We start from the raw sequence: 15,458 nt of genomic DNA, 5'->3' as shown, positions 1-15,458 counted from the left end.
GCAGGGTTTTGTGAACTCATTCTACGGAAAGCCCTTTTGCCCTGTTCACCAGCTGCTTTATAAACACAGGAACCCGCATGATCGGCCTGCCATTCCGGCGCAGCAATCCGTCAATTCTTCGTGGGCCGCGGATTTATCTGCGCGAGCCGTTGATGAGCGATTTTGCCAGTTGGGCCAGTGTGCGTGAGCAGAGCCGTGCTTTTCTCACGCCATGGGAGCCGACCTGGGCTGATGATGATCTCACGAAAGGTGCATTTCGCTATCGGTTGCGGCGAGTCCAGGAAGAAATGTCAGATGGCACCGGCTTTCCATTTTTTATTTTTCATAACAAAGACAACCAGCTGCTTGGCGGTATAACCCTTGGCAATATCCGGCGCGGCGTTGGGCAAAGCGGCATGATCGGGTATTGGAGCGGCGTTTCATCAGCGGGTAAAGGCTATATGGCCGAAGCGCTATCTTTGGTTATCCCCTTCGCATTCGGGGAACTAAGGTTGCACCGGATTGAAGCTGCCTGTATTCCCCATAATGTTCGTTCGATACGGCTTCTCGAAAAAGCCGGATTTCAGAGAGAAGGACTGTTGCGCTCCTATCTCAAGATAAACGGCTTCTGGCAGGATCACCTGTTATTTGCTCTGATAGAAAGCGATTTACGCATGATCAATGGCAAGGTTGAACGCTCGTGAATGGTTTTACAGACAGGTTTTTTTCAGCTCTCACACGTTTTGCAGCGCTGATCGTCATTGTAACCTGTTCTGCGGTTCATGCTTTTGCGGTTGAACCGATCAAGATTTCCAAGGAAGATACCGCCCTTGACCTTTCGCGCGCTGTGGAACTGCTGCGCAATCAGGGTGAGAGCGTGCAGGTTTCAACCGCACCGGGTGCTGATGGCATTGTTCGCCGCATCGAGGTGCAGGCCGACCCCAATTCCAATGCGTCAGGCGACTGGGCGGCATTTTCGATTGCCAATCCAACCGATGAACAGATCGACCGGCTGATTGTTGCGCCGCATTTCCGACTGGTTGGTTCGGGTGTCATCTGGCCGGATCTTGGTTCGCCACGTATTGCGTCGATTACGCCCAGCGAAGGCTTTGCGCTTGACCGGCAACCCAGTGCCGATGCTGATGTTTTCCGCATCACACTCAATCCCGGCACTGTTGTAACCTTTGTTGCCGAATTGTCGTCCCATAATCTGCCCCAGCTCTATCTGTGGGAGCCGGAAGCTTACAAGGATGCGGTTAATTCCTACACGCTTTACCGCGGCATTCTGCTTGGAATTTCCGGTCTTCTGGCTCTGTTTCTCACAATCCTGTTTGTTGTCAAAGGAACATCGCTGTTTCCTGCAACAGCTGCCCTTGCATGGGCTGTACTTGCCTATATCTGCGTGGATTTCGGCTTCTGGAACAAGCTGATGGAGATCTCGCCCGGAAACGAGCAGGTCTGGCGAGCGGGTACGGAAGTCGCCCTTGCCGCCTCTTTGGTGATCTTCCTGTTTACCTATCTCAATCTTAACCGATGGCACGACCATTTCAGCTATGGCGCTGTGACATGGGTGCTTGGCCTGATCGCGCTGGCAGGGGTTGCGGTCTTCGATCCGCCGGTGGCTTCTGGCATTGCACGCATATCTTTGGCGCTCACTGTGGCCTCGGGCATCTGTATCATCGGTTATCTTGCGGTCAAAGGCTATGATCGAGCGGTGATGCTCATTCCGGCATGGCTGCTCATACTGATATGGCTGCTTGGCGCGTGGATGACGGTATCCGGCCAGCTCGACAATGATATTATTCAGCCCGCGCTTGGTGGCGGTCTGGTGCTGATTGTGCTGCTTATTGGCTTTACCGTCATGCAACACGCCTTTTCCGGTGGTGCGCTTCATCAGGGGCTGCTCTCTGATATGGAGCGTCAGGCACTGGCCGTCATCGGTGCGGGCGACATCGTCTGGGACTGGGACGTGCCGCGCGACCGCGTTGTCACCACGCCCGATATTGCCAACTATCTCGGAAACACGGCCAGCTCTCTGCAAGGCCCAGTGCGCAACTGGTTGCCAGCCATGCACGCTGATGATCGTGATCGGTTCCGTTCCACGCTTGATGCCATTCTTGAAAACCGGCGCGGCCGCATCGGCCAGATTTTCCGACTGCGCGCCAATGACGGCCACTATCACTGGTATGCGCTGCGCGCACGCCCCGTCATCGGCTCAGACGGCGAAATCGTTCGCTGTGTCGGTACGCTCATCAATGTAACTGAACAGAAAAAGGCCGAAGAACGCCTTTTGCATGATGCCGTGCATGACAATCTGACGGGACTGCCCAATCGCGAACTCTTCCTTGATCGTCTCAGCAATGTGATGAACATGGCACGCGGCGAAAGCAACCTGCACCCGACCGTCTTCATCATCGACATAGACCGTTTCAAGCAGGTCAATGACAGCCTCGGCATGTCGGCCGGCGACACGATTCTGCTTACGATCTCGCGCCGCCTGTCGCGCATTATGAAGCCACAGGACACACTTTCACGTCTTTCTTCCGATCAGTTTGGTCTGCTTTTGGCCTCTGAAAGCGATCCGGGCCATATTGCTGCCTTTGCAGAAGCATTGCGTCAGGCCGTGCGCTCACCCATTGCCTATGCAAAACGCGAAATCGTGCTCACAGCCTCAGTCGGCCTGATCACATGGACCAAAACGGCTGCTTCCGCAGAAGATTTTGTGAAAGACGCCGAACTGGCGATGCATCAGGCCAAGCGTTTTGGCGGCGACCGTATTGAGCCATTCCGCCCGGCATTCCGTGCAATCGGCAGCGACAAGCTGCAACTGGAATCCGATTTGCGCCGTGCGCTTGAACGCGATGAAATCAATATCGTGTACCAGCCAATCGTGCGTCTGGACGAAGGTACAATTGCAGGTTTTGAAGCGCTGATGCGCTGGGAACACCCGCGCCGCGGTTCCATCTCTCCATCGGAATTCATTCCGATTGCCGAAAATTCAGGCCTTATCGTGCAGCTTGGCCTGTTTGCAATTGAACGCGCTGCGGAAGATCTGTTTGCCTGGCAGGAACAGTTTCCAAAACTCGATCTGTTCGTCTCCGTGAACCTGTCGAGCACCCAGCTTATCCGGCAGGACCTGATCAATGATATGCGTTCGGTCCTCTCGCGCATTCACCTCACACCGGGCAGTCTCAAGCTGGAACTGACCGAATCCGTGCTGATGGAAAACCCGGAACAGTCGGCCCATGTGCTTGCACGCCTCAAGACGATGGGCGTCGGTCTTTCGCTTGATGATTTTGGCACCGGCTATTCATCGCTTGCCTATCTCACCCGCTTCCCGTTCGACATCATCAAGATCGACCGTTCATTCGTCAAAGGTGATCAGCCGCAAAAGACCACGCTGCTGCGCTCTATCGTCAGCATGGCGCATGATCTCGGACTTGCAGTCGTAACTGAAGGCGTCGACAGCGAGAGTGACGCGTTGCAACTGCGCCAGATGGGGTGTGAATATGTGCAAAGCTTCATGTTCGGAGAACCATCAAGCCGCGAAGATGCAACGCGCATGATCAAAGATCAGCAGGAAGCAACAGCGGCGTAAGCTGTACGGAGAATGTTCAGGCGTGACCGGCTTCGGAAACGAGCCGTGTCATGTCGATGCCCATATGGGTCATCAGCCGGTCGTATTTGCCGGTAATATCGCTGTCAAAAAGCATGTCCATTGGCGCAGGGCATGCCAGCCAGCCATTCCCCGCAAATTCTGCATCAAGTTGCCCCGGTGCCCAACCCGAATAGCCAAGCGTCATCAAAGCCTGTGCGGGACCTTTGCCGCCATAAATGGCACGCAAAATGTCAACGGTTGCTGTAAGACACACATCTTCGGCGACCGGCATTGTCGAATCCACCATAAAATCATCGGTGTGCAAAACGAAGCCGCGTGTTTGATCCACAGGGCCACCATTGCGGACGATCATATTTTGCGCGCGTTCGGGCAGCACGATCAGATCATCATCGTCAATCACACCAATCTGTCGAAGAAGATCAGGAAAACCAACGGGCTGAAGCTGATTGATAATCAATCCCATAGCCCCCTCTTCCGAATGCGCACAGATATAAACAACCGAGCGCGCAAAGCGCTCGTCGCTCATTCCGGGCATGGCGAGCAGGAATTGCCCATTCAAGAAACCCTGCTCCTGATTTGGCTTCCTGAGAATGTTCATAGCTGAGAAGGTAGCAAGACTATACGAAATGACAACGAATTTCGTACAAAGTTTATCAAAAGCCCTCTTGGGTCGATTTCAACCGGATTTGCCCAATCTGGAAATTAAGAAAAATTCTGGCATGCTGGCATACATCATAATAAGCTCGGTAATAGTCTTCGTTCTTTATGCCATTTATGCACAAATAAAACTCTCTCCACTGATCGACTTCATCAGACAAAGTCCAGCGATGACGCAGATTATTGGCGACGTATCTGACCTCTATTATATCGTCACAATGACACGCGGCAATTATGGCTTTGCGCTCTATCTTTGGCGTAATCCGGTGCCGGATGCTGAGATCAATGCAAAATTTGCTGATTACAATAAATTTCGAGCCATCTCCAATATTGCCCTCCTGTTGCATATGGCCCTGGGCGTTCTCATCATATTGTCTGTTTTCAAAAACCTGATATTCAAAATCTGAATTTCGGACATCAATTCTTGCGAACAACATCTTAAGCCTTGATAACGACACGATTTTCTATCAATCTCACCATATGAAATTATGTCGTTTTCTGATCATCGCCGTGGTTCTGGCCGCAGGCGCACCAGCGCACAGTGCTACGTCCGCATGGACGGAAACGCCGGGCGGCAGGGTTCGGGTTATCCTCGACGAAACCAACACAGCAGATGGGCTGCGCGGGGCTTTGCAGATTGATCTTAATCCGGGCTGGAAAACCTATTGGCGCAATCCGGGCGATGCCGGTGTGCCGCCGCAGCTCAATGTTGACGGCGACGCGCGCGCGCGCATCGAATTCCCTGCACCTGTGAGCTTTGGCGCTGGTGATGAAGGCGGTATCGGCTATAAGAATCCTGTATCTTTACCGCTGACATTCACCGTAAAACCCGGTGAAAAGCAGCTCAAGGGAAATGTCTTTCTTGGCGTCTGCCATAACATCTGCATTCCTGTGCAGGCAGAGTTTGACTTCCCGCTTTCCACAAAAGCGGCAGAACAATCACCGCAAGCCATCGCTGCGAGCACGATTGTTGAAACGGCCTTTGACCGATTGCCATCCCCTGCCACGCCAGAATTTGGTGTCGCCGCCGCAAGGCGCGAAGAGAACAAAGCCATTTTCGATATTTCAGTGCCGGATAGCCAAGCACCCGCAGAGCTTTTTGTCGGCAGCGAGCAGTTCAACTTGTCTGAAACAACACCCGATGAGGCCTCTGACCAAAAGCGTTTCATTGCAACATTGCAGGGAAAAGCCAGCGAAGGTGCCATGATCGATTATACACTGGTGCAGAACGGCAAAGCAGTCTCAGGACAGGTGCGGCTCGACTAACTTCAACCATCAGCAATTTGAAATTGTCCAACGCGCCTTTATCGGCTTAAGTGGCGTTCCGATGCCTTGCATACGGAAAATTGAAAAACAGCCATTCACACAGGTGAGCACCAACGGCAAACGCTCACTTTCAGGAGAAAACAATGACGATCAAAGTTGGTGACAAGCTGCCAGCAGCTACCTTCAAGGTAAAGACTGCGGATGGTGTGAAGGAAGTGACGACGGACGAAGTCTTTGCAGGCAAAAAGGTCGTTCTTTTTGCAGTGCCCGGTGCATTCACACCCACTTGCAGCCTCAACCACCTGCCGGGCTATCTTGAAAACCGTGACGTGATCCTTGCCAAGGGCGTAGATCAGATCGTTGTTGTTTCCGTCAATGATCCATTCGTAATGGGCGCTTGGGCACAGAGCACCGGCGGCGAAGGCAAGATCCTGTATCTTGCTGACGGCTCAGCCCTGTTTACAAAGGCCATTGGCCTCGAACTGGATGCAACTGCGGGCGGTCTTGGCATTCGCTCGAAGCGTTATTCGGCTATCGTTGAAGACGGCGTCGTCAAGACGCTAAACATTGAAGAACAGGCTGGACAGGCTGTAACTTCAAGTGCGGCGACGCTGATCGAACAGCTTTAAGATAAGCCAATCACGCGCCCTGCTTTTCAGGCAGGGCGCGCATTTCGCGGGTCAGCCATTTTTCAAGCGCCAGCGTATCCGGCTGCCCTGCCCTGTGTGGCGCGATCCATAGCAGCATGCGGCGCGGCCCCGGACAAAATCCAAATGGCGCAACAAGACGGCCCGATGCAATGTGTTCCGCCACCAGCATGCGCGGCACCACCGCCACACCCAATCCACACAAGACGGCCTGTATCAGCAGGTAGAAATGATGGAATGTCGATTTAAACTCCGGCATCTGGAAATCTACGTTTGCTGCCTTCTGCCAGTCCTCGAATGCCTCAAGACGTGTCTGTGTTGCAAGCACTGTCGCATTCACCAGATCAGTTGGGCCGCTTAACGGGCAATGCTGCAGATAAGACGGCGCGCAAACCAAACCGATCTCCTCGCGTCCCATATCGCGAATTACAGCATCCGCCGGCGGCTCGATGATGCTTGAACGGATCGCAATACCAATCTTGTCACGCATGAAATCGATGCGATCATAATTCATGTTAAATTGCAGTTCGATATGCGGATAGCGCTCATGAAAGCGGCCTATGCGCGGAATGATCCACTCCATCATAATCGACGATGAACAGGAAAGCGTCAGAGGCCCCGGTTTTACCCGCTCAATGCTCGCTTCAATGATTGAAAATGCGCTGGCGAGCGCTTCCGCTAACCGTACACCCTCAGGTGTCGGATCGCTTACGCGCGCCGTGCGCGTGACAAGAAGAACACCAAGCGTATCTTCGAGTGCACGGATCTGACGGCTGACTGCACCATGCGTCACGCAGAGCTCTTCGGCAGCACGCGTCATCGAACGATGGCGTGCAACAGCTTCAAAGGCTTTAAGCGCATTCAAAGATGGCAATGGACGCATGTAAGACTCCATTCGATTATGAGTATACCTGTGAGGTAATATCACAGTTTGGCGCAAATAAATCGCTTGCGGCGGCATGTCGCATTCATTAGCAATCCGCCTATTTAAAAGCGCAAGTGCCGCATGAATAGGCAATTCATTTGATTTGCCTTCATACTGTTTCTTACGCTTACGTTAAATATGCAAGCAGGGAGGAACTGCCATGCAGCAAAAATCTCACGAAATGACGCCCGCTGAAAAGTCGGCCATATCGAAAATTTCGATCCGGCTGGTCCCGTTCATCGCGCTGATGTTCTTCATCAACTTCCTGGATCGGACCGCAATTTCGTTTGCTGGTCCAAACGGGATGACAACCGATCTTGCGCTGACAGCAGCACAGTTCGGCTTCGCCGCCGGTATCTTCTTTGTTGGCTATATCATCCTTGAAGTTCCAAGCAATCTTGCGTTGCACAAATTTGGCGCGCGCAAATGGCTTGCCCGCATCATGGTGACATGGGGCATTGTGGCGCTTCTGTTCACATGGGTTTCAAGCTCTACAGAGCTTTACATCCTGCGCTTCCTGCTGGGTGTTGCGGAAGCTGGCTTCTTCCCGGGCGCCATTCTGTTCCTGTCGATGTGGGTACCTTCGCGTCACCGCAACAAGATTCTTGCGCTGTTCTACATCGCGCAGCCACTGACAATTGTTATCGGTGCGCCAATCGCTGCAATGCTGATCGATATGCATGGCGCTTTCGGCCTTGAAGGCTGGCGCATCATGTTCTTCGGTGTTGCGGTTCCGGCAATCATCATTGGTATTGTCACCTTTTTCTACCTGCCGGATACGCCAAATGACGCCAAGTGGCTGAACAAGGAAGAACGCGACTGGCTGAATGGCGCACTGGCTCAGGAAGAAAAAGTCAAGGAAAGCGCCCATGGCCGTATGAGTGGTCTGGCACTGTTCGACAAGCGCGTATGGCTTCTGTCGATTGTGTATTTCGGCCTTGTGTATGGTCTTTATGCACTGGCTTTCTTCCTGCCATCGATCATCAACGGGTTCGAGCAGGAGTTCAACACGAAGTTTGACGTGTTCGATAAGGGCTTGATCACTGCAATTCCTTATCTGCCAGCCGCCATCGCTCTCTATTTCTGGAGCCGCGATGCAGCAAAGCGCGGTGTGCGTCCATGGCATATCGGCATTCCGGCACTGGTTGGCGCTTTTGCTATTCCAGCCGCCCTTTTCATGCCCTCGCCTGCAACCACGATCCTGATGATCACCATCACAGCCTGTGCGATCTTCTCCGCATTGCCAAACTTCTGGGCCATTCCATCGCGCTTCCTGAGCGGTCCGGCAGCAGCAGCAGGTATCGCATTGATCAACACCATCGGCAATATTGCAGGCTTTGCAGCACCTTACATCACGGGACTCGTCAAGGATTGGACCGGTCTTTACGAAATGCCGATGTTTATCGTCGGTGCGGTGATGCTCGCGTCTTCGCTGCTCGCCTTCTCGCTGACTGGTCGTCTCAAAGACCCATCCGAAATGCAGCAGGGTAAGTAATCTGCACAAAACCAAAAAGCCGCGCTGAAATTCAGCGCGGCTTTTTCACGTCCGGAACCACGACGTTCTTATTTGACCTGAAGAGACTTATGGCCGTTATATTTGAACGGCTCCATGCCTGCACGGGCAAGCTCATCGGCACGTTCATTCTCCGGGTGTCCGGCATGGCCTTTGACCCAATGCCACGTCACTTTGTGCGGTTTGCGCGCTTCATCCAGCGCCTGCCAAAGCTCAGCATTCTTGACCGGCTTCTTGGCGGCTGTCTTCCAGCCATTGCGCTTCCAGCCCTCAATCCAGCCGGAAATACCATCACGAACATAAACGCTATCGGTATAAAGATCGACTTCACAGGGTTCTTTCAGTGCGGATAGCGCTGAAATTGCGGCCATAAGCTCCATGCGATTGTTAGTGGTATCAGCCTCGCCACCCTTTAATTCTTTCACATGGTCATTCCAACGTACAATCGCACCCCAGCCCCCGGGACCGGGATTGCCGGAACACGCGCCATCGGTGAAAGCTTCAATATGCTTCACGCGGCAGCTCCCGACAGTTCAAGACCATATTCCGTTGCTGATGTAACCTGGCGATGGAAGCGCATCCGGCGCACGTATTCCATCGGATCTTTTTTCATCACGAAGCTGCCATCGGGCACATTCAACCAGTCATAAAGACGGGTCAGCATGAAACGCACGGCAGCACCGCGTGCCAACACCGGCAGCGCATCGATTTCAGCCGTCGAAAGTGGACGAACTGCGTTATAGCCGCGCAGCAAAGCAGCGCCCTTGGTGAGATTGAAGGAGAAATCCTTCTCAAAGCACCAGGCATTCAGACAAACGGCCACATCGTAAGCGAGAATATCGGTACAGGCGAAATAGAAATCGATGAAGCCCGAAAGCCTGTCGCCAAGAAAGAATACATTATCCGGGAACAGATCTGCATGGATAACGCCTTGCGGAAGCCCTTGTGGCCAGTTCTTTTCCAGATAATCGAGATCACCTTCAGCTTCGGCCACCAGCCCCTCTTCCACGCTGTCAGCACGGGCTTTTGACAGATCCCACAACGGAGGCCAGTCCTGCAGCGTCAGGCCGTTGCGTCGGCGCATGGGAAAATCTTCCCCCGCCAGATGCATTTCAGCCAGTCCGCGACCAACCTCTTCGCAATGTGCAGCCGTGGGTTTACGCATCCACATGCCTTCAAGGAAGGTGACGATGGCTGCCGGACGCCCTGCAAGCTCACCAATCGTCACACCATCACGGCGGACAACAGGCTGCGGGCATTCCAGACCGCGCCTTGAAAGATGCTCCATCAAATTCAGGAAAAACGGAAGCTCATCACGGTTCACGCGCTTTTCGTAAAGTGTGAGAATGAAAGAGCCTGTCGTGGTATGCAGAAGATAATTGGTGTTCTCCACCCCTTCCGCAATGCCCTTATAGGATGTCAGTGCACCGATATCATATTGTTCTAGAAAAGCGCCAAGCTCGATTTCGTTTATATCTGTATAGACGGCCATGCCGCTTATTTCCCTTGCATGAACTTTGGTATTCCGACGACGCGGTTTTCGCCGTTGACGAAGGCCATATCCCGCACAGTCAGTTCCACGTCGCGTATTTCACGATTGACGAGGAAATTTTCGGTTTCAATCGTGGTCTCGGCGAGTTCAATTTTGACGGTGAAGCGGTCCTTGAAAGCATCCATAATTTCATCGACGATAATTTCAGGTGCGGATGCACCGGCAGAAAGTCCCACCACCGAAATATCACCAATCTGATCCCATTGAATATCCGATGCGCGCTGCACCAGCATCGACATGCCTGCACCGGCCTTTTCCGCCACCTCAACAAGGCGCTTGGAATTGGACGAGTTGGGGGCGCCCACGATCAGAAACAGATCGCAGCCAGGTGCTGCCGCACGCACCGCATCCTGACGGTTGGTGGTGGCATAGCAGATCGATTCCGCGGCTGGCGCTGTCAGATTTGGAAACCGCCGCTGCAACTCAACGATAATGCCCGCCGTATCGTCCACCGAAAGCGTTGTCTGGGTTACAAAACCCAGATTATCAGAATCGGCAAACTCGATTGTGCGTGCGTCTTCCACTGTCTCAATCAGCGTGACAGTGCCTTCCGGCAATTGCCCCATCGTACCGATGACTTCAGGATGCCCGGAATGACCGATCAAGATCACATGACGGCCAAGACGCTGATGACGCATGGCCTGTTTATGAACCTTGGAAACCAAGGGACAGGTCGCATCAAGATAAAACAAGTTCTTGGCTTCAGCATCCGCAGGCACAGATTTCGGCACACCATGAGCGGAAAAAACCACCGGCTGATCGCGATGCTCTGCCGGTATCTCGTCTAATTCCTCGACAAAGATCGCGCCGCGCGATTGCAAGCCTTCAACAACATAGCGGTTATGTACGATCTCATGGCGCACATAAACTGGCGCGCCATATTTCTTCAAGGCCAGCACGACGATCTGGATTGCCCGGTCAACACCTGCGCAAAAGCCGCGCGGGCCGCAGAGGCGAATTTCCAGAGAGGGACGTTTATCGGTCATGAAGCATGCTCGCTTGATAATCACATAGGCCGGAGTTGGGCTGTAACACGGTCTTTGTCAAGACCTGACACCCTTCCGATATCGCCAGAACCACGTTCCGACAACCCCCAGCAGTGCCAATGCAAGCCCATACCAGGTCAACGCATATTGCAGGTGATTGTTGGGAAAGTCGATGATGGTAATGCCGCCGATTGGCAAACCACCAAAATTCGGCGTCTTATCCGCATCAATAAAGAACGGCACGGCATCATCAAGCGAAGGAATATCCGCGCTTTCGGCCATCGCCGCCCAGTCCTTCCAATAAAAGATGTTCTTTGCAATGTCATTGTCTGGAACGAAATAGCCCGGCTTCGACGTGAGCGGATCACGGGCAAGGCCGGTGATCGTCACAGGTCCATCCAATTGACCGTCGAGCCGCGTTTCAGGATCTTTCCTGTCGTATGGCACAAAACCACGATTGACCAGCACAAAACGGCCATCCTCAAGCATCAGCGGCGTATAGACATTAAAGCCAGACTGGCCGTCATAGGTCGCCAGAAAATGACGCTCACCCTGATGCATGAAAGTGCCGGAAACCGTAACCGGACGATATTCGACCGATCCCTCATCGCGATAGATTTTTTCCATTTCAGCCAGAGGGATTGGAGCCTCATGAACACGCTGCTCTGTGGACGCGAGCAATGCTTCCTTCCAGTGCAGCCGCTCAACCTGCCACGTTCCCAATGCAACCAGAATCAAAAATGCGATTAAAGACGCAATCAGCGTAGCCCACGGAAACCTGCGCGACTTTTGTATCTGGTTCATTGACCATCATCCAGACGCCCCTGAGACGCCTTGTTGTGATATTGCATATTGATCAGAATACCCTTGATTGCGCGCATGGCAACAAGGCTGAGAATAATTGCCAGCGGCACCCACAAAATGAAATGCACCCAGAGCGGTGGCGCGTAATTCACGTCCAGCCACAGAGCCAGACCCACCACAATAACGCCGATGATAAGGATCACAAAGGCGGCCGGACCGTCGCCCGAATCCGCAAAAGAATAATCAAGGCCACATGCCTGACAGCGCGGCGCAACCGCCAAAAACCCGTTAAACAGCTTGCCCTCATCACAGCGCGGACAGTGACCAAGAATGCCGCTCTTTATGGGATCGACGGGTGGGTAAGGATTATGGTCCGACATGTTAACCCCACAAAAAGTGGAAAAAAGGAAAAGGCGGCCATGTTTCCAAGGCCGCCTGCAATTCAATCAGCACACGGATTATCCGCCGTGCATGGGTGCACCCCAGCCACCCCATACATAGATGGTGAAGAACAGGAACAGCCAGACGACATCCACGAAGTGCCAATACCATGCAGCCGCTTCAAAACCGAAATGCCGCTCCGGCGTGAAATCACCGCTCATCGCGCGGAACAGAATAACCAGCAGGAAGATCGTTCCGATGATGACGTGGAAGCCGTGGAAGCCAGTCGCCATGAAGAAGGTCGCGCCATAAATCGAGTCTTTGAACTCGAAAGGTGCATGAACATATTCGTAATACTGGACAAACGAAAACAGCACACCGAGCGCCACTGTCAGCGTCAAACCGATAATCATGCCCGAGCGATCCTTGTGCAGCAGCGCATGATGCGCCCAGGTCAGTGTCGTGCCTGAAAGCAGAAGGATAACCGTGTTGTAGAGCGGAAGATGCAGCGGATCGAGAACCTCAATTCCCTTTGGTGGCCACTGGCCGCCAGTGAATTCGGCGCGCGCGACCTGATGCACTTCATTCGGAAACAGGCTTGCATCGAAAAATGCCCAGAACCATGCAGCAAAGAACATGACTTCCGAGGCGATGAACATGATCATGCCGTAGCGCAGATGCAGGGCCACAACGCGGGTATGATGCCCCTCATGGCCTTCCCTGATCGCATCAGCCCACCATGCATACATGCAGTAAAGAACAATCGCGAGGCCAATGAAAAATATCCATGGCGTTGCCAGATTGATGCCAAAAAATGGCAGATCACCCGCATTGATATAGCGCATCCATGCGATACCGCCGATTGCCAGCACAAATGCGCCAACTGAGCTCAGAAATGGCCATGGGCTTGGCGCTATAATGTGGTAATCGTGATTTTTTTCGTGAGCGTTCGCCATGTCTCTCCCCATGCAACCCCTCAGGGCCCTCTCTCATGCATTTCAGCCCTTGCGCCTAAGGCAGCATCAGGCAGTTCCCTTCCCGGCACACCATAAAGCTGTGCGGCTTGTTTGTCTTTGCGGCATTATGTGCCGCACGTATTCAATCAGCTTCCACCGCTGTTTCCGATGACGCCCTTCGCATTTGCCACGGGCGCAGGCTTCTCGATCGGAAAGAACGTATAGGAAAGCGTAATTGTTTTCACATCTTTCAGATCAGGATCATTGATGATCTCCGGATCGATGAAGAACACCACCGGCATTTCCATGCTCTCATCGGGCTGCAAGGTCGTGTCGGTAAAGCAGAAGCATTCAACCTTATTGAAATAAGCGCCTGCCCGGGCTGGTGCGACATTGAAGCTCGCACGACCGTAAGTCGTCTGATCAAAAAGATTCTGCGCCTCATACTTGATCATCAAGGTTTCCCCAATGCGCAAGCTGACTTCACGCTCGACCGGCTTGAAATCCCAAGGCAGACCGTTTGACGTATTGGCATCAAAGCGGACCTTCATGGTTTTATCGAGTATGGTGTCGGAATATTGTTCGACGCGCTGGGTGGTACCACCGTAGCCTGTCACCTGACAGAACAGACGATACAATGGAACGGAAGCGTAAGCTGCACCGACCATGCAGGCGAAAAAGGCAACACAAGCGATTGCAACCGTGCGGTTGGAACGGTTGAGCTTTTTTTGCTTCTCGTCGATGTTCTGCTGATCTTCCATCTTCTCCTCCCGAAAACGTCTGGTCAGTTCGTTGTTAAATCATCCCATCCCATGAATGGCCGTCATTACATTGGCCGCATAAACATGTTTGCACCGAGTTTTGCGACCGTACCGATATAGACAAGCACCACAAAAAGCAGAAGTGCGATTGCAAGCCCGATAGAACGATTACGCTGTGCCTTTTTCTGCGGCTCAGTCGGCACAATCAGTTCCAGCTCTTCCTTCACCGGCTCTTGCGCTGGCTTATCAATCACAACACTCTCCAATTCAGCCCGCTCCTCACAGGAACCCAAATCCAGTCAGAAGCTTGACCGCCAAAGCTTCAAACAACAGCACCGCAAAAATCACGGACAGATAAATCAGCGAAAAGCGGAAAAGCTTACGCGCTGCAAGCAACATCTGCGTTTCGGTTTCAGCCGCCCACATGCGCCATGCATAATAGACGAATGCCAGTCCGAGCAGAACAGAAATAACGCCATAGAAAATGCCCGCAAAGCCCATGATCCATGGCAGCACACCAACCGGCGCCATCAGAACAGCATAGAACAGAGCCTGTCTGCGGGTCGACAATTCGCCCTTCACATTGGGCATCATCGGAACACGGGCCGCTTCGTAATCATTTGATGTGAAGAGCGACAGTGCCCAGAAATGCGGCGGGGTCCACAAAAAGATGATCAAGAACAGAACGGTACTGTCCCAAGTGATTTCACCCGTTGCAGCAGCCCAACCAATCATTGGCGGGAAGGCCCCAGCGGCACCGCCGATCACAATATTCTGTGGCGTCGAGCGCTTGAGCCACATGGTATAAACAACGGCATAAAAGAAAATCGTGAAAGCGAGGAGCGCTCCCGCCAGCCAATTGACCATCAGGCCAAGAGTAACCACTGAGAAGGCTGATAGCGTGAGGCCAAAGGCCAGCACCTGATTGGGCTGGATGATGCCAGCTGGAACCGGACGGTTGCGCGTGCGTTTCATCACGGCATCAATATCGGCATCATACCACATATTGAGCGCGCCCGATGCGCCTGCGCCAACCGCAATGCAAAGAATGCTGATAGCAGCCAAGACAGGATTCATATGGCCGGGTGCGAGCACCAGACCGACAAGGCCGGTAAATACCACCAGCGACATTACACGCGGCTTCAGCAGGATAAGATAATCCCGCGCCGTCGCCTCAGAGAGTGCGAATGCTTCGTCGGAAACCGTGTTTTTTTCCACCAGAGACATTGACTTTACAACCTCGAATTCAACCGACCGATGCCGCGTCCTGCCCTGAACGCCCACCGGTATTCCAACAAACCCTACCTCCCGGAAATGCATTCACCCCTATCGGATTTTCCGAACCGCAACGCCAGCCAAGGGCTGACATAGCTGAATGCCGCTCGCACATATCATAGTTTTACAAAAGGGCG

General features: G+C 53.0%; 17 protein-coding genes. 6 read left to right on the top strand and 11 right to left on the bottom strand.

Features of this window, described 5'->3' with window-relative positions; all coding sequences use genetic code 11:
- The first annotated feature begins 77 nt into the window (after positions 1-77).
- Together ABE527_RS03770 and ABE527_RS03765 are read left to right on the top strand one after the other, a co-directional pair.
- Positions 78-683, top strand: coding sequence for a GNAT family N-acetyltransferase (locus ABE527_RS03770; RefSeq protein ID WP_265983123.1), 606 nt, complete (start codon positions 78-80; stop codon positions 681-683).
- Positions 680-3,577, top strand: a complete 2,898-nt coding sequence (locus tag ABE527_RS03765) for an EAL domain-containing protein (protein WP_265983122.1) — start codon at positions 680-682, stop codon at positions 3,575-3,577. The genes ABE527_RS03770 and ABE527_RS03765 overlap by 4 nt, the downstream gene beginning before the upstream one ends.
- A 16-nt stretch (positions 3,578-3,593) precedes the next feature.
- On the opposite strand, the gene ABE527_RS03760 is transcribed toward ABE527_RS03765, so the two are convergent.
- Positions 3,594-4,196: a YqgE/AlgH family protein gene (locus ABE527_RS03760; RefSeq protein WP_265983121.1), complete on the bottom strand. Its 603-nt coding sequence runs from the start codon at positions 4,194-4,196 to the stop codon at positions 3,594-3,596.
- Between the two features lie 28 nt (positions 4,197-4,224).
- Between ABE527_RS03760 and ABE527_RS03755 the strand changes: the two genes are divergently transcribed.
- The 3 genes from ABE527_RS03755 to ABE527_RS03745 all read left to right on the top strand — a co-directional run bounded on the left by ABE527_RS03755 (position 4,225) and on the right by ABE527_RS03745 (position 6,150).
- The gene (locus ABE527_RS03755; RefSeq protein ID WP_499696168.1) at positions 4,225-4,662 is read left to right on the top strand and encodes a hypothetical protein; all 438 of its coding nucleotides are present in this window, start codon (positions 4,225-4,227) and stop codon (positions 4,660-4,662) included.
- 73 nt (positions 4,663-4,735) lie between these two features.
- Entirely contained in the window at positions 4,736-5,521 is a 786-nt protein-coding gene (locus ABE527_RS03750) for a protein-disulfide reductase DsbD domain-containing protein (RefSeq protein ID WP_499696167.1), read from the top strand.
- Between the two features lie 143 nt (positions 5,522-5,664).
- Positions 5,665-6,150, top strand: coding sequence for a peroxiredoxin (locus ABE527_RS03745; RefSeq protein ID WP_265983118.1), 486 nt, complete (start codon positions 5,665-5,667; stop codon positions 6,148-6,150).
- Between the two features lie 10 nt (positions 6,151-6,160).
- On the opposite strand, the gene ABE527_RS03740 is transcribed toward ABE527_RS03745, so the two are convergent.
- The gene (locus ABE527_RS03740) at positions 6,161-7,051 is read right to left on the bottom strand and encodes a LysR substrate-binding domain-containing protein (RefSeq protein WP_265983117.1); all 891 of its coding nucleotides are present in this window, start codon (positions 7,049-7,051) and stop codon (positions 6,161-6,163) included.
- Positions 7,052-7,253: 202 nt separating this feature from the next.
- Here ABE527_RS03740 and ABE527_RS03735 point away from each other — a divergent pair, with 202 nt between their 5' ends.
- Positions 7,254-8,588, top strand: a complete 1,335-nt coding sequence (locus ABE527_RS03735) for an MFS transporter (protein WP_265983116.1) — start codon at positions 7,254-7,256, stop codon at positions 8,586-8,588.
- Positions 8,589-8,656: 68 nt separating this feature from the next.
- Here the strand turns inward: ABE527_RS03735 and rnhA are convergent, their stop codons facing one another.
- The 9 genes from rnhA to ABE527_RS03690 form a co-directional block, all read right to left on the bottom strand.
- Positions 8,657-9,121, bottom strand: a complete 465-nt coding sequence (rnhA, locus tag ABE527_RS03730) for a ribonuclease HI (RefSeq protein WP_396996464.1) — start codon at positions 9,119-9,121, stop codon at positions 8,657-8,659.
- The gene (locus ABE527_RS03725; protein ID WP_499696166.1) at positions 9,118-10,098 is read right to left on the bottom strand and encodes a homoserine kinase; all 981 of its coding nucleotides are present in this window, start codon (positions 10,096-10,098) and stop codon (positions 9,118-9,120) included. The genes rnhA and ABE527_RS03725 overlap by 4 nt, the downstream gene beginning before the upstream one ends.
- Positions 10,099-10,103: 5 nt before the next feature.
- Positions 10,104-11,144 carry a 4-hydroxy-3-methylbut-2-enyl diphosphate reductase gene (gene ispH / locus ABE527_RS03720; RefSeq protein ID WP_499696165.1) on the bottom strand — a complete coding sequence of 347 codons (1,041 nt, stop codon included), beginning with the start codon at positions 11,142-11,144 and terminating at the stop codon, positions 10,104-10,106.
- 57 nt (positions 11,145-11,201) lie between these two features.
- Positions 11,202-11,948: an SURF1 family protein gene (locus ABE527_RS03715; RefSeq protein WP_396996470.1), complete on the bottom strand. Its 747-nt coding sequence runs from the start codon at positions 11,946-11,948 to the stop codon at positions 11,202-11,204.
- Entirely contained in the window at positions 11,945-12,328 is a 384-nt protein-coding gene (locus ABE527_RS03710) for a DUF983 domain-containing protein (protein ID WP_499696164.1), read from the bottom strand. The genes ABE527_RS03715 and ABE527_RS03710 overlap by 4 nt, the downstream gene beginning before the upstream one ends.
- 78 nt (positions 12,329-12,406) lie before the next feature.
- Positions 12,407-13,285: a cytochrome c oxidase subunit 3 gene (locus tag ABE527_RS03705; protein ID WP_265983110.1), complete on the bottom strand. Its 879-nt coding sequence runs from the start codon at positions 13,283-13,285 to the stop codon at positions 12,407-12,409.
- Between the two features lie 146 nt (positions 13,286-13,431).
- Positions 13,432-14,046 (bottom strand): cytochrome c oxidase assembly protein, encoded by a 615-nt coding sequence (locus ABE527_RS03700; RefSeq protein WP_265983109.1) that lies wholly within the window; start codon positions 14,044-14,046, stop codon positions 13,432-13,434.
- A 65-nt stretch (positions 14,047-14,111) separates the two neighbouring features.
- Positions 14,112-14,297, bottom strand: coding sequence for a cytochrome c oxidase system small membrane protein (locus ABE527_RS03695; protein WP_265983851.1), 186 nt, complete (start codon positions 14,295-14,297; stop codon positions 14,112-14,114).
- A gap of 28 nt (positions 14,298-14,325) precedes the next feature.
- Positions 14,326-15,273 (bottom strand): heme o synthase, encoded by a 948-nt coding sequence (locus ABE527_RS03690; RefSeq protein WP_499696163.1) that lies wholly within the window; start codon positions 15,271-15,273, stop codon positions 14,326-14,328.
- Between the last annotated feature and the right edge of the window lie 185 nt (positions 15,274-15,458).

Origin of the sequence: Brucella sp. TWI432, assembly GCF_039674445.1 — a bacterium.
Lineage (GTDB): Bacteria > Pseudomonadota > Alphaproteobacteria > Rhizobiales > Rhizobiaceae > Brucella > Brucella chromiisoli.
This window is presented reverse-complemented; position numbering and strand designations above follow the sequence as displayed.